The organism is Thiomicrorhabdus sp. Kp2 (assembly GCF_000478585.1).
GTDB lineage: Bacteria > Pseudomonadota > Gammaproteobacteria > Thiomicrospirales > Thiomicrospiraceae > Thiomicrorhabdus.
The window spans coordinates 2305679-2328498 of sequence record NZ_ARWI01000001.1; the positions used below are offsets into that span (position 1 = coordinate 2305679).

The 22820-nt window shown below is 41.4% G+C and carries 19 protein-coding genes; 10 read left to right on the top strand and 9 right to left on the bottom strand.

The features are described from left to right. Positions 1-105: 105 nt before the first annotated feature. Entirely contained in the window at positions 106-1173 is a 1068-nt protein-coding gene (fni, locus tag A379_RS10385) for a type 2 isopentenyl-diphosphate Delta-isomerase (protein WP_232744843.1), read from the bottom strand. 14 nt (positions 1174-1187) lie between these two features. After that, a complete protein-coding gene (locus A379_RS10390; protein ID WP_040727955.1) occupies positions 1188-2252 on the bottom strand; it encodes a hydroxymethylglutaryl-CoA reductase in 1065 nt (354 codons plus the stop codon). 172 nt (positions 2253-2424) lie between these two features. On the opposite strand from A379_RS10390, the gene A379_RS10395 reads away from it, so the two are divergent. After that, positions 2425-2703 carry a peptidylprolyl isomerase gene (locus A379_RS10395; RefSeq protein ID WP_040727956.1) on the top strand — a complete coding sequence of 93 codons (279 nt, stop codon included), beginning with the start codon at positions 2425-2427 and terminating at the stop codon, positions 2701-2703. Between the two features lie 130 nt (positions 2704-2833). Here A379_RS10395 and A379_RS10400 read toward each other — a convergent pair whose 3' ends face one another. After that, positions 2834-3175 (bottom strand): DUF3392 family protein, encoded by a 342-nt coding sequence (locus A379_RS10400; RefSeq protein ID WP_040727958.1) that lies wholly within the window; start codon positions 3173-3175, stop codon positions 2834-2836. 110 nt (positions 3176-3285) lie between these two features. After that, entirely contained in the window at positions 3286-3918 is a 633-nt protein-coding gene (locus A379_RS10405; RefSeq protein WP_040727960.1) for a YSC84-related protein, read from the bottom strand. A 270-nt stretch (positions 3919-4188) separates the two neighbouring features. Here A379_RS10405 and A379_RS10410 point away from each other — a divergent pair, with 270 nt between their 5' ends. The 3 genes from A379_RS10410 to ggt are packed head-to-tail and all read left to right on the top strand — an operon-like array spanning position 4189 to position 8595. Beyond that, a complete protein-coding gene (locus tag A379_RS10410) occupies positions 4189-4785 on the top strand; it encodes a LemA family protein (protein ID WP_198525675.1) in 597 nt (198 codons plus the stop codon). A 60-nt stretch (positions 4786-4845) separates the two neighbouring features. Then, positions 4846-6804, top strand: coding sequence for a M48 family metallopeptidase (locus A379_RS10415; RefSeq protein ID WP_040727963.1), 1959 nt, complete (start codon positions 4846-4848; stop codon positions 6802-6804). 30 nt (positions 6805-6834) lie between these two features. Further along, positions 6835-8595: a gamma-glutamyltransferase gene (gene ggt / locus A379_RS10420; protein ID WP_232744844.1), complete on the top strand. Its 1761-nt coding sequence runs from the start codon at positions 6835-6837 to the stop codon at positions 8593-8595. Positions 8596-8604: 9 nt separating this feature from the next. Here the strand turns inward: ggt and A379_RS10425 are convergent, their stop codons facing one another. The 5 genes from A379_RS10425 to A379_RS10445 form a co-directional block, all read right to left on the bottom strand. Beyond that, positions 8605-8832: a hypothetical protein gene (locus A379_RS10425; protein ID WP_040727964.1), complete on the bottom strand. Its 228-nt coding sequence runs from the start codon at positions 8830-8832 to the stop codon at positions 8605-8607. Positions 8833-9059: 227 nt separating this feature from the next. Continuing rightward, complete coding sequence (locus A379_RS10430) at positions 9060-9695, bottom strand: trimeric intracellular cation channel family protein (protein WP_040727966.1); 636 nt, start codon at positions 9693-9695, stop codon at positions 9060-9062. A gap of 26 nt (positions 9696-9721) precedes the next feature. Further along, the gene (locus A379_RS10435; protein WP_040727968.1) at positions 9722-10600 is read right to left on the bottom strand and encodes a 3'-5' exonuclease; all 879 of its coding nucleotides are present in this window, start codon (positions 10598-10600) and stop codon (positions 9722-9724) included. A gap of 87 nt (positions 10601-10687) precedes the next feature. Further along, positions 10688-11125, bottom strand: a complete 438-nt coding sequence (locus A379_RS10440) for an HIRAN domain-containing protein (protein ID WP_040727969.1) — start codon at positions 11123-11125, stop codon at positions 10688-10690. Then, positions 11125-12051, bottom strand: a complete 927-nt coding sequence (locus tag A379_RS10445; RefSeq protein WP_157832367.1) for an RluA family pseudouridine synthase — start codon at positions 12049-12051, stop codon at positions 11125-11127. Before A379_RS10445 ends, A379_RS10440 begins: the two co-directional genes overlap by 1 nt. Before the next feature lie 293 nt (positions 12052-12344). Between A379_RS10445 and A379_RS10450 the strand changes: the two genes are divergently transcribed. The 6 genes from A379_RS10450 to A379_RS10475 all read left to right on the top strand — a co-directional run bounded on the left by A379_RS10450 (position 12345) and on the right by A379_RS10475 (position 22632). Beyond that, entirely contained in the window at positions 12345-13559 is a 1215-nt protein-coding gene (locus A379_RS10450) for an EAL and HDOD domain-containing protein (protein WP_040727971.1), read from the top strand. 108 nt (positions 13560-13667) lie between these two features. Then, positions 13668-14453, top strand: a complete 786-nt coding sequence (locus A379_RS12840) for a M48 family metallopeptidase (RefSeq protein ID WP_051145164.1) — start codon at positions 13668-13670, stop codon at positions 14451-14453. 445 nt (positions 14454-14898) lie between these two features. Then, the gene (locus A379_RS10460) at positions 14899-15375 is read left to right on the top strand and encodes an RDD family protein (protein ID WP_040727972.1); all 477 of its coding nucleotides are present in this window, start codon (positions 14899-14901) and stop codon (positions 15373-15375) included. 27 nt (positions 15376-15402) lie between these two features. Beyond that, positions 15403-18231, top strand: coding sequence for a PD-(D/E)XK nuclease family protein (locus tag A379_RS10465; RefSeq protein ID WP_040727973.1), 2829 nt, complete (start codon positions 15403-15405; stop codon positions 18229-18231). Further along, positions 18231-21896 (top strand): exodeoxyribonuclease V subunit beta, encoded by a 3666-nt coding sequence (locus tag A379_RS10470; protein WP_040727975.1) that lies wholly within the window; start codon positions 18231-18233, stop codon positions 21894-21896. The genes A379_RS10465 and A379_RS10470 overlap by 1 nt, the downstream gene beginning before the upstream one ends. A gap of 52 nt (positions 21897-21948) precedes the next feature. Then, on the top strand, positions 21949-22632 hold the full coding sequence (locus A379_RS10475; protein WP_040727976.1) for a trans-aconitate 2-methyltransferase: 684 nt from the start codon (positions 21949-21951) through the stop codon (positions 22630-22632). Positions 22633-22820 lie beyond the last annotated feature (188 nt).

Here is a 22820-nt window from a genome sequence, read left to right on the forward strand (position 1 = left end):
GTTCTATTCGTATTACTGTTTGCATCAGGCGTCATTGCCGCTTTAATGAGTCATTTAAAGCGATGCAAACAGAATATGGGTTGTTAATCATCTTTGATGCCGTGCCTAAAAAGGTGCGACCAAAGCGGTATTTAAATGTAAGGCATCGCTGTTTTCGATGCCAAGCAAAAACTGCGCAGTTCGGAACTCTTGCTGAAATTGCTCTATTTTAGCCACAACCTGTTCGGTTGAATTTTGTGCTGGCGCTAACAATGGCGCGGCCACCCCACACAAACGGCCGCCCATTATAACAGCTTTTATCATATCGATTCCGTTTCGTATGCCTCCACTGGCAATAAACTGTGCTTTTCCCTGATAGGGTTCGGCTAGTTTAAGGCTTTCAATGGTGGTTAGCCCCCAGTCTTGAAAGAGAAAGCCTAAGTCATTTTCTGAGCGGTGTGCCTCTATACGGCTCCAGGATGTGCCTCCACGACCAGCAATATCAAAATATTGAATCCCAGCCTCTAAACCCAATTCAATATCTTGGGGAGAGAGGCCGCAACCCACCTCTTTAAGAATAATAGGCACTTCAATATTTTGTGCCAAAGCATGAATTTTATTGGCTAAGTTGGCAAAATCGGTATCACCTTCTGGTTGAATGACTTCTTGTAAGGGGTTTAAGTGCAGGTAAAGGGCATCGGCTTCTAAAGTATCAATCGCTCTGCGAGCCTCATCCAAGCCAAAACCATAATTCAGTTGCACGGCACCCATATTGGCAATCAGAGGAACATTGGGGGCGTATTTTCTTAATTCAAAACTCTGTTTGGCGGCTTCATCAATAATCATGGCGCGTTGTGAACCTACGGCCATAGGTACATTGCACGCTTCAGCGGCTTCAGCAAGGTGAATATTAATGTCACCCAAATTGTTTGCCGCACCACCTGTCATGGATGAGACTAAAAAAGGAAAGCTGATTTTGCGTTCCAAAAACAGGCTTGAGATATCAATGCTTGAAAAATCGAGTTCGGGTAAGGCTCGGTGCATTAGGCGAATCTGTTCAAAACCATCTTGGTGGCGGTCAACCTGCACATCGTTTAAAACCGCATCAATGTGTTGTTGTTTACGATTGGTTACTTGCTCAGAAGCGTTCATTTCAGAAGCGTTCATTTTAGAATGGGGATTACCGTTGCTCATATTTATCCAGATGATTAGGCATTATGGCCACGTTCAAGTTTAATGTGCGCTTCCATTAACTCACCAGGATTGGTTTGTGCCGCCAATAGAGAAAGCTCTCCACAAAATGCGGTTGCTCCCGCAATACACGCTAAACGACGTGCATTTTCACCAGGTTGCGCATCATTATTGGCGCAACCTAATAAGCTTAAATTTTCTAATACAAAATCTAAACCTTTGCCATTACCCACCGTGCCAACAATAAGGTTAGGCAGGGTCGTTGAAAAGTACAAATCACCTTCGGGTGTCACTTCGGCATGGTTAATCGCTTGCGAACCTTCAACAATATTGGCGGCATCTTGGCCTGTAGCCAAATAAAAACCTAAAAGCATATTGGCCACATGCGCGTTAGCCGAACGAAGACCGCCTGAAACAATGCTACCAATTAAATCTTTTTTAATGTGTAGGTCTACTAAAGCTTCTGGGGTCGTTTTTAAAAAACGTGTACAAAATTTTCTAGGAATAGTCGTTTCACAAACCACATATTTACCGCGACCTAAAATACCGTTTACTGCAGAGACTTTTTTATCAGTACAGTAGTTTGCCGAGATGGAAACATATTTAAGGTCTGTGTACTCTTTTAATAACCAAGGCAAAATTTTATCTGCGGCATTGGTCACCATATTGTGTCCAGAAGCATCGCCTGTTTGAAACTCTAGGCGCAAGTAAATTAAGTTGCCCACAACTTGAAAGTTAGTGTCGATTAATTTAGCAAAACGACTGCTTTGAGAAACAACATCTTGCAAATCATCGTGACGTGTCTGTATCTGTTTTAAACGCAGAGCCGCCACGCCTGCATTAGGTGCTTCAAGCAATACCGAGCGAGTCATACGCTCATCAATTACCGTGACTCTAATGCCGCCCGAGTGAGATGCGACTCGTGCGCCACGAGCGACAGATGGCCAAAGTGGGGTTTCATAAGTGGCCATTGGCACCATTAGGTCATCAGCTTCTACATCACCAATCAGCTTAAAAGGGCCTACGGCTTGCATAGGAATCGAGGCGAATGGTTGCGTTGGGGTATTTGTCTGTTTAGTCATGGGGAATATTATAAATGAGCATCTGTGAGTAAGGGCAGGAAAATAATTAAAAAAGAGGGTGATTTACCTTGAAAGACAAAAAATAACCCCTATATTCATTTTTAACAACGTAATACTCGTTTTTTATTAGCAGAGATAGTTGGATTAAAGGTCTCTAGAAAAAGGAATAAGCATGACATTAGCAACAGCACGCCACATTCTTGTGGATTCAGAAGAAAAATGTAATGAATTAAAAGATCAAATTGCTAACGGAGCTGACTTTGCAGAAGTAGCAAAAGCAAACTCTAATTGCCCATCTGGTGCAAACGGTGGTGATTTAGGTCAGTTTGGGCCAGGAATGATGGTGCCTGAATTTGATAAAGTGGTATTCAGTGCAGACGTAGGTTCAGTTGAAGGACCAGTTAAAACTCAGTTTGGTTATCACCTGCTTGAAGTAACAAGCCGTAGCTAAGCGATTTCAATATAGTTGAAAAGTTTATAACCGAAGTTACCAGGCCTGGTAACTTCGGTTTTTTATTGCCTGAATTTTAGTAATTAAGGTATTTATGAAAGCAATTATGAACTTTTATAATGATGAACTTTTATAACATACCTTTCTTTTGCGCTAAATAGCCTAAACCGTAGTAGATAAACACAATAATAAAGGGTAAAAACTCTGGGTTAGATTTTGCCAACCAGTTGCTCATAAAGGGAGCTGCGATAGAGGTAATAAAACTAAACCCAAATGCACAAAAAGCCACAAATAACGTGATACGTAAAAAAAGTTTTAAGCTACCAATTTGTTGTTTTAGCATGCCAAGAATATTGTCGCCATAAATGACTAATAGTGTAGCCACCATAGAGAGTACAATTTGGTTTAAATAACCTTTCATCCAGCCTGAAACGTGCAGTAATATGTCATTTAGCCAGTTAAGTATATCCATGTGTTTATTATCCAATTAAGTTGTAATTGCCAGTGTGGCGTTTGGGTAAATACAAAAAAGTCGTTTAACCAAATAGGTTAAACGACTGACTTTTCTTGCTAAGGCAAAGCTTAGTTAGGGTAAAAGTTATACTTTTGACCGCCTAATGTTGCTTCATACATTAGCCCACCTTTGGCTAAACTGAAAACAGCCATACCTTTGTAATATTGGCCATCGGCTTTCACATAACTTTGTCCAGCATTAGCTGAGGCAGATGTACCTTTGGTAGAGGCTTCGGCATTTGCACCTGCGGTAATTACGATAGCGGAGGCTTGTGCGCCAAATTCAAAGTTTCCACTGGTAAATTCGTCATATGCACGCTGATCTTGGAAAAATATGATTTGGCTAAACGCTTGTCCGCCTAGCTGAAAGCCAATGGTGGCCTGTGTCATTTCAGCATTGCCAGAATAGCGACCGTGTTCGTAAACACGCCCTTTACCGTAAGCACCGCCAATTACAAAGCCCACTTTTCCAATCGTTGGAAAGACCGCATACCCATAGGCGTGGTCAAAAAATGCAGCCGACTGTGGTGCTTTATGAAAGGCGTTAATGGTCTCTTCAAATTCAGCTTCGCTTACATCTTGAGTCATTTGAGCTTCTGATTCGGTATATTCATCATCAGCCTGGCTGATTGAGCTAAATGTGGTCAAACTGGTAATGGCAAGAGTGACAATGGCGGTTTTTTGAAAGAAAGACTTAAGCATGTTTGAATCCTTGTTTGAATGAGTGGCTTGTAAGTTAGATGGTATCTATCATGCACGTAAACTAATTTCATTTTAAGCTTAATTTTGTAAAGATTAAAATGCAATTCTGAAAAAAAGATGAAGATAGTTTAAATCGTTTTTATGAATTAAAGCGGATTGCAGTTTTGATTTGCTTGAGAATTTAGAATAAAAAGAGCGCATTCTTGTTATTTAAGTATGCATTTACTGTGTAAAATGACGAAGATAAATTTTTAACTTGAGGAGTTTGCTGTGAGTACTGGAATGATTATTTTTTTAGTTTTGGTTGTGGTCTCGATTTTGTATTTAATCAGTATCTACAATCAGTTGGTTGCCTTAAAAAATCGTTTTGAAAACGCTTTTGCCCAAATTGATGTACAGCTTAAACGCCGTTATGACCTCATCCCCAACTTAATTGAAGTGGCTAAAAAAGCCATGACTCATGAGCGTGAAACCCTAGAAGCGGTTATTGCGGCACGTAATGAAGCTTCCACTTTATTAAAAGCCGCTTCGGCTAACCCAGGCAATGCAAGCATTATGGGGCAACTTTCTCAAGCGGAAGGAGTCTTGGGTTCTGCTATGTCACGTTTTAATATGGTGATGGAAGCTTACCCTGATTTAAAAACCAATCAAAATATGATGCAACTTACCGAAGAGCTAACCTCCACTGAAAATAAAGTCGCCTTTGCACGTCAAGCGTTTAATGACTCGGTTATGGCTTATAACACCTACCGTCAAAGTTTTCCGCAAACCCTGTTTGCCGCGATGTTTGGTCACCCTGTTGATGCACAAATGCTTGAGTTTGAAGATCGCGAAGCCATTCAACAAGCACCCAAAGTACAGTTTTAAGTTAACCAAATTTGTCTAGGCCTGTTACCAGGCCTGGTAGATTATTAATTCGTTAATATTATGAACTTTTACGCCGCCCAAGATAACGCTAAAAAGAAAACCAAATACTTGGTACTTTTGTATGTGTTGATTCTCTTTATTTTGACCTTTTTAAGCACCTTAGTGCTGGCTCTTTTTATGCCGCTTTTTAGTGGTCAATCCCTAACCATCACGGGCGACTTAATGTCGCTTCGATTTTGGCAGTCCGTTTTTTCGACAGAAAATTTGCCCATGTTATTTGGTGTGGGAGCTTTTATTGTGGGTGGTGCCTTAATTAGTTCATTAGTTAAAGCACGCCATCTCTCTAAAGGGGGTGCCGTTATTGCCAGTGCTTTAGGAGGCATAAAACTCTCACCTAATAGTCGTGATATCAATGAACGTAAAGCCTTGAATGTGGTTGAAGAGATGGCCATTGCGTCTGGCATGCCAGTTCCAGAAGTGTTTGTGTTGCGTAATGAGAGCGCAATCAATGCCTTTGCAGCAGGGCAAACCGCGCAAGATGCGGTAATTGGTTTAACACAAGGCTGTATTGATAAGCTGACTCGTAGCCAATTACAGGGTGTAGTCGGTCACGAGTTTAGCCATATTTTAAATGGCGATATGCGTTTAAATTTACGTATTATTATGTTGTTGTACGGCATTGAGTTTATTGCGTTACTGGGACGTATTTTGAGTTCATCAACTCGCAATCGTTCACGCTCTCGTTCAAAAGGTAAAGGCAATGGAGCCATTATTCTAGCGGGTATTGCATTACGTATTATCGGTTGGTTTGGCATCTTGTTTGGCAATATGATTCAAGCGGCTGTCAGTCGGCAACGCGAGTTTTTAGCGGATGCCTCTTCGGTGCAGTTTACCCGTGACCCAAGTGCTATTTCTGGGGCTTTAAAAGTAATTGGTGGTGTGACCGAAAGTTCTCGTCTTAGAAATACCGATGTCAGTGAAGTTTCACATATGTTTTTTGGCCAGGCGTTTCATACTCGCTTAGCCTTTCTTTTTGCCACCCATCCACCGATTGAAATGCGAATTCAACGAGTTGAACCCTATTGGGATGGTTCTTTTCTGAAACCATTGCCACCGCCAGAAAAGTCAGAAAACTTAGCAGATGCAGAGAGCAAGGCAAATAGTTCAGCTCTTGATGCATTGCAAGACAAATTACCGCAACCACTTACCATGTTAATGGCCGCAGGCTTAATGGTTGAGCAGCTAAGTGAAAAATCGCAATCGACCTTAGTTTCTTTGGTTGAAAAGTCGCAAGACCCAATGGAGGCAATGGCTCTGGTTTTGGCGGTTTTAGCCTGTGAAGAGGGCAAAAATGTTCAACCTATTAACTGGCAACAAGTTCTCAGTAGTGACACAGTTAAGGGCTTAGATGTTTTGGTTAAAAAACAGCTAGAACTCATTTTGAGTGTTGATTTAGTCAATAAATTACCGCTGATTGAATTGACAATGCCAGCCCTTAAAAGCCTATCTAAAAAACAGTATTTAGAATTTAAAGCGTTGCTACAAACGGTGATGGACTTTGATGGCCAAAAAACCATTTTTGAGCAGAGTGTTTTTCAGTTAGTTACCCGCTATTTAGATGTGCATTTTGGTTTGGTTAAAGCCAATCAAGTACGTTACCGCAAAGCCAAACAGGTGGCAATGGAACTACAAATTGTATTGTCTGCTTTAGTGCATTATGGGCATAACGATTCATCAGAAAACTTAAATAAGTTAACGATGGACTTAGCATTTAATAAGGCTGTTAAACACCTTAAACTCGATGATTTGCAGCGTATGGAGATTGATGAACAGCATCAAGAGATGTTTGAACGCTCTGTTGATAAATTGCTCTACTGTTCAGAACCGTTAAAGCAACAAATTGTAGAAGCCTTAGTGCTTAGCATTGAGCACGATGGCAAAATTGAACCCATTGAAAAAGAGTTACTTTTAGCCATTGCTGCCACCATGAATGCGCCCATTCCACGATTAAGTCTTTAACGGCTTTTAATTTCATTAAAAGGATTCTTTGTGTCTTATTTTTTAAAACAAACATTAAAAGGCCGTTTTATGAAGGTTTTAGCTTTGTTCTGCCTATTGTTACCAGGCCTGGTAAATGCACAACAAAACGTTTTAAATCAAGCGGCGGTTGCCATGCCCGATCAATACAGTGCTCAAGTGGCTCAAGAGGTTTTGGTTAACGGCGGTAATGCGGTGGATGCGGCCGTGGCTTCAGCTTTTGTCTTGGCGGTAACCTATCCAGAAGCGGGCAATTTAGGTGGCGGAGGTTTTATGACTCTATTTGCCCCAAGCCTACAATCGGATAAGACCAAAAACCGCGCGGTGCATTTTTTAGACTACCGTGAAAAAGCACCGAAAGCGGCCACAAAAAACATGTATTTAGATGAAAAACAGCAAGTCATCCCCTATCAATCGTTGGTTGGTTACAAGGCTTCAGGCGTGCCAGGAACGGTTATGGGGTTTTGGCAAGCGCATCAACGGTTTGGTTCTCTGCCTTGGGCAACTTTATTGCAACCTGCCATACAATTTGCCGAGCAAGGTTTTAAGGTTTCACCGCAATTAGAATCACGTTCACAATGGTTTAAAGGTTGGATTGCGGATAAATCGCCACAACCGCTTAACTTTAATGATTATTTTGCCAATTTAAAAACGGGGCAGGTTTTCAAACAACCCGAACTTGCCCAAACCTTAAAACGTATTGCCAAGCTAGGCGTAAAGGATTTTTATACAGGCAAAACCGCTAAGTTATTGGTGAGCCAAATGCAGCAAAATGGCGGTTTAATCACTTTAGAGGATTTACAAAACTATCAAGCTAAATGGCGTAAACCTGTTGTGGCAAACTGGAAAGAGCGCACCATTGTCTCGGCACCACCACCTAGTTCAGGCGGAATAGCGATTGTTCAACTGCTTAAAATGCAGGCTCTGCTTGAGCAAAAACTGCAAAAGGCAATTGAAACAGCAGTAAAAGAGGGGATACCACCTCAAGTGATAAAAACCCATTTTTATGCCGAACTCGAAAAACGAGTTTATGCCGACCGAGCACACTTTTTAGGCGATTCAGACTTTGTTGATGTACCAATTAGTACACTTATTTCAGATAACTATATTCAACAGCGAAGCCAAGGAGTTTTGTTTGATGGGATTTCAATTTCAGAAGAGATAAAACCAGGCAAAATTGAGAGCCCTGAAACCACCCATTTTAGTATTGTGGATGCGAACGGCAATGCGGTTTCAAACACCTATACCTTAAATATGCCCTTTGGTAGTGGCGTGGTCATAGAGCGGGCGGGCTTTTTAATGAATGATCAGATGGACGATTTTAGTACCAAACCTGGTGTCGCCAACGTGTTTGGTGTGGTGGGCGGTTCGGCCAATGCCATTGCACCCGAAAAAAGAATGCTCTCATCGATGTCGCCCACCATTGTGCTCAAAGACAACCAAGTCGAAATGGTCGTAGGCACACCAGGTGGATCAACCATTATTACCTCAGTCTTTCAAACGATTGTAAATGTAGTCGAAGAGGGTATGAACGCTCAGCAAGCCGTAGATGCGCCAAGAGTACATCATCAACTCTTACCCAAAGACCAAATTGCCTACAACCCAAAGTTATCAGGCCTGGTAAAAGAAGCGTTGCAGGCAATGGGTTACACACTTAAAAAGAATAACTATATGGGCGATGTTCAGTTGATATTAAAAACCCAACAAGGCTGGCAAGCCGCATCCGATTATCGTGGAGAAGGCGTTTCAAAAGTGTTTGATATTAACCGTTAGTTAGTGATATTAGTCGAATATTGGGTGGAGTAATATTTCAGCTTGTGTCATTTCAGAATTTGAATGGTCGCTGGCATGAATTTCATATTCAAGATAATGGCTTTTCGGCCAGTTAATCATTTCTTCACCAACCTGCTGTAAATAGTTTGTTGATGGGTGTTTAGTTTTAAATATCAGCCCATGGTGGCCTTTTACTTTCAATACGTACAGTGGCATTAAGGTATTCAGAGTATTCATTAGATAAACCTTGTTTCTCTTAGAAAAATCAATCGCGGTTTTAATTAATATCTATCAATATTAATCTATGTATTAAGGACTTAGCTTTCTTGAAAAGGGTCTTAACCAGGCCTGGTTAATTTAGAATAAGCACAACGTTGCGTGTAAGGGTATTGTATACAATGTTTTATGAATCACTAAATTATAATAATTTACAGAGAGTTGTATGAAAAGAGGACGCCTTGCTCTCAAGATTTAAAGCGAAACTTGGGTAAGCTAATATCAAAATGAAGCGCTAGCAAACGGCTTACAAAGATTAATATACCTGTTGAAATAGCCGCTACCGTGGCATCAATATTAAGATAGAGCAAACCTATAAAAAACAGTGAACCCAGCCAAGAAACGGTTCCATACAGCTGACTCTGAAAGACGATTGGCGAAGTGTTACATAAAATATCACGAAAAATCCCGCCCATAATCCCTGTCATAACCCCCATAAAAGCCGCAACAAACCAGGGTGCTCCAAGCATTAGTGAGGCTAAGGTTCCAGCCACACTAAATGTGGCTAAACCTGCCGCATCGGGTATTAGAAAAAACCGAGGGTTTATGGTGATATTTCTCGCCAAAATAAACATGATTAAAGCGCTGGATAATGAGGCGATAAAAAAGGCTTCATCAACAATCCAAAAGGCTTGTTCTCCAAGCAACATGTCTCGAAGCGAGCCACCACCAAGCCCTGTGGTTATGCCGATAATAATGACCCCAAACAAGTCAAACTGGCGAAACCCTGCTTTAAGCACCCCTGAAGCGGAGGAGACAATAACGGCAAATAGGGTGATCCAATAAAGGCTATTGAGCAGTTCGGGAGTTGGGTTTAATGTCATGTATCTGGCCTGGGTAGTGTTATCGGTTAACGCGCTCTAATAGAAAAGCTGTCTGTCGCTTTGAGCTTAATTACATTAGGATTTGGCGTTTGATGTTCAATTAACCAACCGAGTTCATCTTGCAGTTTGGAATCGTCCAGTACTTTTTGCCAAACACGTTCGCCTACATTCCAGCGATAGCCACGAGAACGTAAGTCATCTTTAATATCAAAGGGTGCGCCAGTGGCTTTAACCAGTGATTTACTTTGGCGTACAGCTGTTAATAAAAAGCTAAAAGCGGGCACATTGTTTGTTGATATTTTACAAGAGAGAAGTTGGGTTAAGGCTTGTACATCATCTAATGCACGGTGTGCGCCGTAGAAGAAGTTGCCTACTTTCCAGCAGAGAAACTCTTGGCTTCTTGAGCCAATATGAGCTTCTTTCATCCAGTCTATTTGGGCGACCGAGCAACCCCAAATTTTATTGATAAAAACATCACTATAACGTTCTAAAACAGGGCGGTCAAAACTGGCATTATGCGCTACGCAAAGCTGTACATCAGCAAGTTCCGCTTCAACTTGTTGCCACGGAATTTTGTGACCTTGCACATCTTCCATGGTTAAACCTGTCACTTGAGTCACTTCGGCACTGATTTCTCCATTAGGTTCATTTAAAAAGTTTTGCGCTTTTAATACTTTGTAAAAATTACCTTGTGAATCAAACTCAATAATTTGGTAACCGAGTTCAATAATCTCGCACACATCGGTATCCAGCCCCGTGGTTTCGGTATCTATAATGCAGACCTTATGGGTTGGCTCTGAATTTGGCGCACAAAATTCGTTTTTGGCGACCAGTTTATTCAAGACTTGATAGTCATCGGATTGGTTAAGTTGTTCAGCGCAGTGTTGTAAGTTTTGTTCTGTCATAGCGGTTCTTTTGAGGTCCTTGAAAAAGGCGATTTAACGTTGGATTTAACATTTAATAGGATTGTAGCAACAAATTTGCCCTTTGAGTTATCTGTGTGTTTTGTTCTTACCAAACAAACGCTGTGTTAGGCGGTTTAGTTTATGCCATTTTGTAATCCATTGGCTTTGAATAACTAACAGCAAGTAATGTTGCCAGGCCTGGTTAACCGTGATTTGGCAATCAACTTCAATTAGTTTGCCTTGTTGTGCGCAATGAATAACGTGAATATCTGTTATGAGGTTATGGCTGAAAAGAAAATTAAGTTTTTTACTTAAACTTCTGGGTACATAACCCAGCAATAAACCCAGTTCTGATGAACTATCTGTGGTTGGTAGCCAGATTTGAATGGCATTTTTGTCATAGCGATTATCAGGCTCTAATTTAAAGATGAGTGGAGTGTTTTTGCTGATTAGGTTCTCTTGCATCGCTAAAAAAGCACTGTAATAAAACGTGCCTTTTATTGGAAAAGAGATTAGCCTTTTCATCACTCAGCCTGGTTGAGTGGGAGTAAATCGAGTTGTGATTCTTTAAGTGTAAACACTTGCAATTCACCCGTTATAGGGCAATTAAAACTCAGCTTAAATGCGGTTAATTGCAGGTTGGGTCGCGGTTTTTGTTGTAGGTCGAGTGTTTCATTTCCATAGAGTCTATCGCCCATAATCGGGTAGCCCGTTGCCGAGAGGTGGCGGCGAATCTGGTGTTTACGACCTGTTTCAATATCAATTTGCAGACGAGAAATATCCAGCTTTTTATCATAGTCTAGCCGTGAAATGTGGCTGGTGGCGTGTTTGCCATCAATCTCTAGCCGAATGGTTTGTCTGCTATCAGGATAACAACCATAAACATTGGCCTGATAGCTTTTATGGATTTGATTTTTTTCAAAAAGTTGCGTTAATGTCGTCGCCATTTTTTTGTTATGCGCTAATAACATCAAACCTTGCGTTGCTCTATCTAAACGGTGCACTATCCAGGCCTGGCGAATCTGGTTGTTGGGTTGATAGTGCTGTTCTACCCAGCGATATAAAGCGGTATGGTCTGCCCATTTAGAGCCTTGAGAAAACATCCCCCTGGGCTTTAACCAAACAGAATACTCTATAAAATCGGCAATTAATATTGGTGTCGCGGGCGTTTCATTCAGCAAATCAGGGTAGTAGTAAAAATCTAATGTTTGTCCTGGCTGTACTGTTTTCTTTAAACGGCGTAAACGTTCAGGTTTGCTGTTTGTTTTCCGTTGAATCCAAACTGCACCTTGTTGGGCAAACTGTTTGAGTTGTTGTTTTGCTAAATCTGTTTGATTGAATAATAAGTCTAGGGCTGTTTGCTCAAGCTCACAACAAATATTAATGTGCTGTTTGTTTGAGTGATTCTTGTCTAGCTGGCAGCCAGTAATGGGTGATTCGTCTTGTCTCATGGACATAGTATAAATGAGAAATTTGGGTGGGTAAAAATCATTTTCATTGCTATGTTATTGATTTCTCAAGGTCATAAAATTAATCGTTATTTGGTGATAAGTATTTTTTAGAGTAGAGGCTTTTTCTTTTTACGAATCTTCTTATAATGGTAGCGAGTTATATAATACTATCTAATACAATATTATTTATTTTAGGCCGCTAAAAAAGCGATTTCAGAATAGCGAAAAAAGTGTACTATTTAAGCTTCTTTTTTGCATATTTTGCTATGTAGTTTTAACAAGGAACACCTTCGATGCAAGCACAACTTTTCTTAAATAAACAACCTATACTCGATGCTAAGCAAGTACTTTATGGTTATCACCTATCGCTTGAGTTAGTGAATGATGTTGATCCATCTAAGGTTGAATGGGAAAGTGTTATGAAAGCGTTTTGTGAAGATATTGCTAAACAAGACGGCATGAGTGCGCTCACCTCAAATAAACCTATTTTTTACCGTGCCCCCATTGAGGTTTTAACGCTGGATTGGTTACCAAAAGTGGATGACCTCTCCATGGTTACCGTTGAAGTAACGTTAGCAAACCTACGTGATAAAACGGTGGTAGCTTCCCTAAAAGAGGTGATTAAAGCGGGTGCAAGGGTAGCCGTTTTAGGTTATGAAAATAGTGATGCTTACAAAAAGCTATTAACCATTGCCAAAACGGTTAAGTTAGATGCCAAAGAATTTTCGGCAGAAGAAGCTAAAACCATTGTAAGTGCGTTGAATTTACAGCAAGTTAATAGCGTTATTTGTGGCTTAGAAACAGAAGAGGAGTTTGCTGAATACGCACAGGCCAAAGCGACTTTTTATCAAGGTTACTTCTTTACTAATCCTGTTATTTCTGGGCAAAAAGAATTGTCGGGCAGTAAGTTAGCGATGCTTAAACTATTGGCTGAGGTGAATGATCCAGATGTCGAGTTTGATAAAATTGTGCAAACCGTAGGTTCTGATGTTGGTTTAACTCATAAGTTATTAAGTGCGATAAACCACCCAAATAATAATATTCCGCAGGTGATTGAAACTCTAAAAGATGCAGTGAATTTTATGGGATTAAAACGTCTTAAATTTTGGGTGAATATGATGGTGCTGTCAGAGGCCAATGATGTACCTAAAGAGCTATTAACCACCGCCTTAGTGCGCGCCAAGTTTATGGAAGTATTGGCTGAGAAACAAGGCAAAACAACCGATAAAGACCGCTACTTTATGACAGGCATGTTCTCAACCTTAAATGCGTTTTTAAAAGCCTCTATGGTCGATATCGTGGGGCAATTGCCATTATCATCTGAGGTAAAAGTAGCCTTGGTTGACCACTCTGGCGATATGGGTAAAGCGTTATTTGTGGTGCGCTCTCTTGAACAGGGTAATGCCAATATGGGCGGTAGTGGTATTGATATTATGTTAGTTTCTTCAGCTTATATGAGTGCCAACTCTTGGGCCTATAAAACCATGAATGGTCTGGAAGCGGCCTAGCTTAGAATAGGTTGTTTGTGCCTTTAACAACATTATCCATAAACGCTCTGATGGTTTATCAGGGCGTTTTTGTTTTATAGCTTAGGAATCACCGACAGAGTAACAAAGATGTTTGCACTCAAATCGCTTAAAAATTCGTTACTGCCTGAGTTGCCAACAGAGTATCAAGTTGGCGACTTGAGTTTGCCTATTGTTTTGTCGGCAAGACGAAAATCGATTGCGATTAAATATCGCCAAGGTCAACTATGTTTAGAAATACCTAAAGCGATTAAACCCAGTCAATTAAGCCGCATTTTACAAAAAAATCAACAATGGTTATTACGCCGAGTGGCCGATTTGGCAGAAATGACAACCCCTATTTTTAGCGGAGAGCAGGGGCAGCCGATTACCTTTTTTGGGCAAAATTATCAATGTGAATGGCAAGTAAATACGCAAGCTGAAACACAAGCTAATACGCAGCGCATTGAACTATGTGAAAAAAGCCAACGAGCTAAGTTTTTTTTGGCAAATTTAAAAAGCGACAAACAAACGGCTGAACAGTGTTGTAAAGCAACAGCGTTATATTACAAAGAAAAAGCCTATCACTACCTAGACCCAAAACTCGATTTTTATGCACAGAAAATGGGGGTGCAATATCACTCTTTAACTGTTAAAGGTTATAAATCGCGTTGGGGTAGTTGCTACTCAGATGGTCGTATTCAATTTAATTGGCGTTTAATGCAAGCGCCAGAGTGGGTGATTGATTATGTGGTGGTTCATGAGTTGGCGCACTTGGTTCATGCCAACCACTCAAGAGACTTTTGGAATTTGGTAGAACAGCATTACCCAAAAACCAAACAGGCTAAACAAGTATTAAAACAACAGGGTCGCGAATGGATTAGTTTTTTAAGCTGACTGTATTTTATGCTTGATACAGAGTTTTTTAACCACGAAGACACGAAGGCACGAAGTTTTTAAGGTTTAATTTTGTTGTTTTAAAATCCTTATAAACTGAAGGTTAAGCATTCTGTACAAAAAACAGTACTAAAGTTATTAAGGTAAGTGCATTTTTTGATTGATAAAAACAAAAAATTAACCACGAAGACACGAAGGCACGAAGAATTCTAAAATTTAAACCCGTTTTATTTGAGCAAATAACCGTACTAACTGGCATTTGTTATTCATTATTCGTTATAAAATCTTATAAATAAAGTATTTATGTCGCATGAGTAAAAACACATGAACGGTGTTATTTCTAATCGATATTAATTCTTTTTAAACCTTCGTGTCTCTGTGTCTTCGTGGTTGGTTTTGACTAATTCACCACAAAATATGGATACCTGTTATTAAGAGGTAGAGAATGTCTGAAAATTTAACCACTGAAAATACAGTGCAATATGCGGGATTTTGGCGACGCTTTTTGGCCTATATTGTTGATTGGGCGGTATTAACCGTTTTGGGCATTTTTTTGGTAATTGGCTATTCCATGTTTTTGGCATTTATGGGCAATGACTTGGGTGATGAGGCTTCTGTTTTGATGTTTCAAGCGCAGGCTAAATTGCTCACCTTTTTAATGGCTTGGCTCTATTACGCGGTAATGGAGAGTTCAGCCAAACAAGCCACCTTAGGTAAGCTCGCTTTAGGCATAAAAGTTACCAGTTTGCAGGGTGAGAGCATCAGTTTTTTAAGAGCGAGTGTACGTTTTTTCAGTAAGATTTTATCGGCACTGCTGTTTTTTATTGGTTTTATTATGATCGCCTTTACCGAAAAGAAACAGGGTTTGCATGACATGATTGCTGGCGCAATTGTGATTAAACGTGAATCATCCAAGGCATAAAGTTAAATAATTTAAGAGTATCAACTGATGCAAACCATTCACATCACGGCCAATAGTCGATTAACCGCCGAAATCAAACAGCAAGCGATTCTTAATTCGTCAACAACCGTGGTGCAAACTCCCAAGGTAATGACCTTGGCTCAGTGGTGGCAGGAATGGCAAACCACTGCTTTATTAACGGGTGAATTGTTGGCAGCAGAGTTGCCTAAAAAGGTTTTAAACAGTTTTGAAGCGCAATGGCTTTGGGAACAGCTTTTGCAGGATGAATTGGATAGACGCCAGCAAGCCAGTGAAGATGAAAAGAGCTCTGGCAACGCATTAAAACCGATTGCATTGTTAAATATTCACACAACCGCAAAACAACTCTACCAGGCCTGGGTATTGACTGCCGAATGGTTGCCAGAAGATTGGCAAGAGCAAGGGTTTTTATCTGATGAAGCGGAGCTCTTTAAAATTGTTTTAGACAATTACTTAACCCACCTTAAAAGTAAAAACTGGCAAGATGAAGCCTTGCTTGCCCAGCAACGATTACACTGGTTGACCAGCAAACAGGTTGGTGTTAAACGTTTGCCTCAAAGTTTTCAATTGCATGGTTTTGATGACCTTTCGCCCAATATTGTAGCCTGGCAAAAGGCTGTGGAATCGTTTGGTGTAGTGGTTGAAGAGCAGGCTTATGCACCCGCAGGTGATTTAAGCAATCAGCCAATGGGATATTACCCAGCGCAAGATGTTTTTGATGAAGCTGAACAGGCCGCTAAATGGGCGATTGAGTCGGTAAAAAAACAGTTGCAAACTAAGACGTTTGAACAAATAAAAGTGGCCATTGTCTCGCCCAATATTGGCGAATATAAAAGTACCTTAATTCAGTGTTTAGATGAACAGCTCTATTTACAAGGCCTGGGTAAGTTACAAACTCAACAGCAGAAAAGTGCAGATGCAACGCCAGTAAAATCCAAACTCTATAACCTCTCTTTGGGTGAGCCGCTGTTCTCTGTACCTTTAATTGAAAACGCCTGGCAAACACTCAACCTATTTTTGCAAGCCGATAAAAGTGTGCCTTACCAGGCCTGGAGTCAATGGCTAATTTCAGCTTATACATTGGGTGATTTTGCTTTAAGACAGCAAGCCGATGCGCAATTTAGACGGTTACAGTGGGCTAATATTAAATGGCCAAAACTGCTCGATACCAAAGCGGCAAGCAGCCTGCCACAGGCATTAAAAAAAGCGATGCAAAATGGCTTATCTTTGTATGAGTTACAAGCTAAGAGTAGCGTTTCATTAAAAGGCTTTATTGACCAGGCCTGGCAAGTTCTTGAAACCTTAGGTTGGCCAGGTAACCGCGTATTAAATTCAGATGAGTTTCAGCAAAAAACCGCTTTTGAAAATAGCCTAACCCAATTTGCCAAACTGACTGAAATTGGTGGCAAACAGAGTTATTCAAAATGGCTCAGTTTATTAAAACGTTTCTTAACCGAGCAGGTTCACCAGTCGCAAAGTGTGGGGCATCAACCCATTCAAATTATGGGAATGTTAGAGGCGGGTGGGCAAACCTTCGATGACTTGTGGATTATGGGCTTAACCAATGAAGCCTGGCCAAGAATGCCTAGCCCCAACCCGTTTATACCCATGCAACTGCAACGCCAATTTGCTCTACCAAGAAGTGATGCCAGCCGCGAACTCCTTTATGCACAAACCATTAGCCAGCGTTTAGTCGCCTCGGCTAAAAAAGTTATTTGGAGTTATCCACAGCAAACGGGTGAAGCCTTAATGTTGCCCAGCGCCATTTTGCCAAAGGCGGATAAAGAGCATTTCAATGTGCAAACTTACCAATCGCAATCCTATCAAACATTATCAGAAACGTTATTGGCTTTACGTGACCCTAATGAAGGTTTGCAGTGGGAGTTAGATGCGCAAGGTGCCGCTATTGCCGAAGGAAGCCTTGCGCCTGGTGGAACAGGTATTTTGCAAGCGCAAAGTCAGTGTCCGTTAATGGCTTATATTGATTATCGTTTGGGGGCTAAATACGGTTTTGAACAGGTTGAAGATAGCCTGCAAAACACCAATCAGGGGACTTTAATTCACAAGGTGTTAGAAGATTTTTGGCTAGAAACTAAAACCCAAGTGGCGATGTTATCGCTGAGTGAAGAGCAACTGATTGAACGCTTAACGTCACATATTCAACACGCTTTTGAAAGCCTGCATGAGAGTCTTGCCAAAGGTATTTTAGAGGTTGAGCAGTCTAGGGTATTAGAACTGTGCTTGCAGTGGATGCAAGAGGAGTCACAACGCAGTAGTTTTGCGGTTGTTGAAACCGAGCAAGAACATCATATTACCTTAGCTGGCATTCAGTTTAAGGTGATTATTGATCGTGTGGATGAAGTGGAAAACCAAGCGGTTATTTTAGATTACAAAACAGGTAAGGCTTCCATTAACAATCTGTTAAAAACGCCATTAGCCGCACCTCAATTAGCGGTATATTTATGGGCAGTCAAACAAGATGTGGGTGGGATTGGTTACGCCTTATTGCACTCAGATGATGGTGTGAAAATTAATGCCATTGTTGAAGAAAAAGAGGTACTTCTTGAGAAGAGCCGCAGCATTCAGGTGTTTTCTAAACTGGCTGAAAAAGAGGGGGGCGACTATTTTGAAACCACCTGGGCCGATTTTTTAGACCACTTAAAGCAGCAAGTTTTAGAGCTGGCGCAGCAAATTCAACAAGGCCAAGCACAAATGACCTTTAACAAGTTACAAGATATGGAATACGCGGCAGGTAAATTGGCGTTACGACTGCCAGAGGTGTTACAGCAACAGAGCATCAACAGCTTATCCGATGAATTTCTTGAGGGGGCTGAATAATGCAACAGAATGAAATGTTTGGCTCTGGTGAGTTTATTTCTGATTGTTTTGAAACGAGCAATCAATACTCAAACGACTTAGAATCGACCAACCCCATTGCATGGCTACAAACACACTTTAATTTGCAACTAGATAGCAAACTCCCAGATGGCGAAGCGCGTTTTAAAGGCGTTCATCCTCATCACTCCTATATTGTGCAAGCGCCTGCAGGTTCGGGTAAAACGTCATTGTTGGCTCAGCGTTTTTTGGCGCTACTTTCACAAGTGGATTCACCCGAAAAAATTGTGGCCATGACCTTTACCAAAAAAGCCGCAGCGGAGATGCGTGAGCGAATTATTGAAGCACTTATGCTTGGTAAAGAACCTTTGCCAGAACAAGCGAGTATTGTTGAAAAAAACACCTGGCAACTTGCTCAAAAAGCATTGCAACAAGATGCTCAACAACAGTGGTTTTTACTTGAGAATCCCAACCGTTTGCGCATTAAAACCATTGACGGTTTAAACAGTTATTTAGTGGGGCAGATGCCATTGCTCTCTAAAATGGGCGGGCAGTCGCAACTATTGCAAGACGCTACCCCTGCTTATCAAGAAGCGGTGCGCCAAGTATTAAAAATGGAGGCTTTAGAAGAGCCAGTTGGCCGTTTATTGCGTTTGGTCAACGGGCGTTTTAACCGTGCCGAAAACCTATTGATTGGTATGTTAGCTAAACGTGACCAGTGGATGCGAACCCTATTGCAATACCAAGGTGATGAAGCCAGAGAGGTTCTAGAATCGGCCATTGAAGAGATTGTAAGTAAACTATTAGCTGAGCAATTTGCCGCCTTATATTACCTAAAACCCGCCTTTGAAGAAGCCTGCCAAATTGCCGATTATGCGGTACAAAATGACCAACCACAATTGGCGGTTTTATGCGGTGCTTGGCCAATTGCTGAAGACAGCTCAGAGGTAGATAAATGGCGAGTGTTAGCCGATTGGTTGTTGACCAAAGAGGGAACGGTTCGCAAAAGTGTGACTAAAAACAATGGTTTTCCTGCAGGTAAAGGCGAAGCTAAAGAGCACAAAGAGCGGTTTTTAGATGTATTAGAGCAGGTTCGTGTGGCAGTAGCTAATCATGCAGAGGTTTTACCAGGCCTGGTAACTTTAAGAGACCTACCTCAACCCGATTATAGCGACAGCCAGTGGCAAGATTTACAGTGGTTAATTCAATTATTAACCATGAGTGCGGCCTATTTAAAACTGGTTTTTCAGCAGAGCGGGCAAGCCGATTACATCGAAATCGCCCAAGCAGCGAGCCAAGCATTAGGTTCAGATTTAGAACCGACCGATTTGGCGCAACAACTTGATTATCAAATTCAACATTTGTTGGTGGATGAATTTCAAGATACCAGTAGTGAGCAGTTTAAACTGCTTAAACAGCTGATTGCGGGCTGGCAGGTGGACGATGGCCGCACGCTATTTTTGGTGGGTGACCCCATGCAATCCATCTACCGTTTTCGTGAAGCGGAGGTGGGTAATTTCTTAAAAGCGTGGCAAGGGCAGATTGGTAATGTGAGCCTTAAACAGCTCAATTTAAAGGTCAACTTCCGTTCATCGGCAGGGGTGGTCAACTGGGTAAACCAAGCCTTTAAAAAAGTACTGCCTAAAGAAAATGCCATTGAAAAAGGGGCGGTAACCTATTCCGATTCTATTGCCTTCTCGGAAGATAATGCGCCAGCAGTGAATACCCACTGGGCTTTAAATCAATCGGCTGAAGCGGAAGCTTTACAGATTCTGACGGTAATTCAAAACCGATTACAGACTTTTGCATTAGCCGAAACAGCGCTCAATGAAAATGAACGAGAAGCCTATCGTAAAAAACATAAAATTGCGATTTTGGGGCGCTCGCGTTCCAGTTTAATGGGCATTGCAAAGCTGTTAAAACAGCATCAAATTGGGTTTAGAGCGGTTGATTTAGAAAACCTGGCAGAGCGCCAAGAGGTGCAAGATGTGTTGGCGTTAAGTCGTGCCTTACTGCACTTGGCCGATAGAGCGGCTTGGATCGCGTTATTACGTTCACCCATGGTTGGTTTGGATTTAAAAGATATTTACACACTGATTGGGGATATGCCTTATCAGGCGGTTTGGTCTGCCATTTTGCGTTGTAAATGTGATCAAACCGAGTTAAATACTAATTACCAGGCCTGGTGTTTTGATAAGTTACCAGGCCTGTCAGATATTGGGCAAGCACGTTTAGAACATGCAGTTCCGATTTTAGAAAATGCGCTAAAACGTTTGGGCAGTGTCGGTTTTGCCACCTTAATTCGTGAAACTTGGCTACAACTGGATGGCGCACAAACTGTAGAGAATGCGGTGGCACTGGAAAACGTTGACGTTTTTTGCCAAACCATCGCCAATAGTGATGCCCCAGTGATTGATTTACAGCAGTTAGAAAAACAGGTAGAGAGCCTATTTGCTCGACCAGACTCGTCACCAGAGAGTCAAAGTATTGAGTTAATGACTATGCATAAATCAAAAGGGCTAGAGTTTGATACGGTCATCTTACCAGGCCTGGGTAGAAAACCGCGTGGTGATGATGCGGCCTTGGTTTCGTGGTTTCAGTTCTTGAGTGATGCGGGTGAAGAGCAGTTGGTGATTGCTCCGATTGACCAAAAAGGAACAGCCAATTCTGGCTTACGTAACCTGTTAAAAAGTTTTGAATCGGAAAAGCAAAATTATGAACTAGGGCGTTTGCTCTATGTGGCGGTAACACGCGCCAAACAGCAATTACATCTCTTTGGGCAAATTAAATACCAACCCAGTGATAAACAACTCGCCAGTGATGAGATAGTTATTGCCCCTACAAAAGACAGTTTATTGCAAAGCCTATGGCCATTTGTGAGTGAGGATTTTATTCTATTAGCCAAAGCCTATGAACCGATTGATGAAGCGCAAAGCGATAGCGAACAAGCTTGGCCAAAAGTGAGTCGTTTACCGATTAATCGTCAAGGTTTTGCCGAGTTTTATCCTCAACTGGCAAGTGACTTTGCGCCCTTGCTTAACCGCACAGCCAGCGCACAAAAAACGGCAATAGACTCAGCAGAAAACACCGCAGAGCTTGAAGAAAAATCCAATCTTCCAGGCCTGGTATTTAGCCAACAAAATGCCATATTAAATACCACGGTGGGTAACTTGGTGCACGCCATTTTTGAACAGATGGTAGAAGAGGGTGCCGCAAATTGGTCAGCAGACACCCTACAAAATCGCCTTGAAATATACGAACTATGGCTCTTGCAACAAGGTTTGCCAGAAGAAGATTTACCTGAAGCGATTCGCCGAGTTAAACAGTCAGTTTTAAATGGCTTGCAAAATAACCAGCTCACTTGGGCGTTAAGTCATCATCATCTAGAATCCGCTACTGAATATGCGCTCACCTCCATAGAAGAGGGCATTATCGCCAACCATATTGTGGATAGAACCTTTGTAGATGAGACAGGGACACGCTGGATTGTAGACTACAAGACCAGTGTAAATGACAGTGAGAATATGGATGCATTTATACAAAAACAGACCGAAAAATATCAACCGCAATTGCAACGATACGGTGAACTGTTTAACCAGCTAGAAAACCGCCCACAAAAATGGGTGCTGTATTTTAGTTACTTAGATATTTGGCATGAATTGAATTAACCTTTAATTCGTGGTCAATCGGATATTGAAAAAAATAAAAAGAGAGAAAACAATGGAAAAAACCCAAGCACAAATTTTACGCCACCACGGTGGTGATGCTGAACATGCTCGTAAGATGATTACCGAAACCTATGCACGTCGTCACAATGTCGATTTTTGGGAGTTTTGGAATGCACAAATGGGCAGTGCAATCAGCAAAGGTGATGTTCTTTTAGACTTAGGTGCAGGCATAGGACAATTTGTGGAAGACTTGGCGATTCGTTACCCAGAGAACACGGTTGTAGGCATTGATGCCGCCGAGTATATGTTAACCGCTCAAGTGAGTTTGCCAGAAAACGCTCGTATGCTAAAAGACGACTTAAACGAGCCAACATCAAACATTGGCGATAACAAAGTGGCCAGTGTAATGGCCAATATGTTGGTGCACGAATTACCGCAACCTATCAATATGTTTAAGGCTATTCACAAGTGGCTAAAACCAGGCGGGCGGTTTTGTATTATCGATTTAGTTCGCCAACCATTAGCGGACTATTTAACCCACAAATATCCAAATGCCGAGTTGTTTAATAACGATGTGAACCGTGATGAAATTGAAGACGTGTTTGAACACTTTCTAGAGCACAACCGATACCATGCCGATGATATTATTTTTATGCTCAAATCATTAGGTTTCAAACTAATCGAAAACACCCCGCAACGTGATGGGCGGTTTGTGCGTATTGTGGTTGAGAAGTAGGTTTTTATTCTGGATTTGCCCAGTGCTCACAAAGTATTAATAGCCACAGGGCATGCCAGGCCTGGTAGTTTTTTTAGGTTTAAGCTGGAAACTACTCGATTTGAGTATCGCTTGCGAAGTGATTTGTGGAATGAGTGGGTGGGTTAGAGTGTTAGAACGGTTCTGAAGAACATAACTATTAGAACATA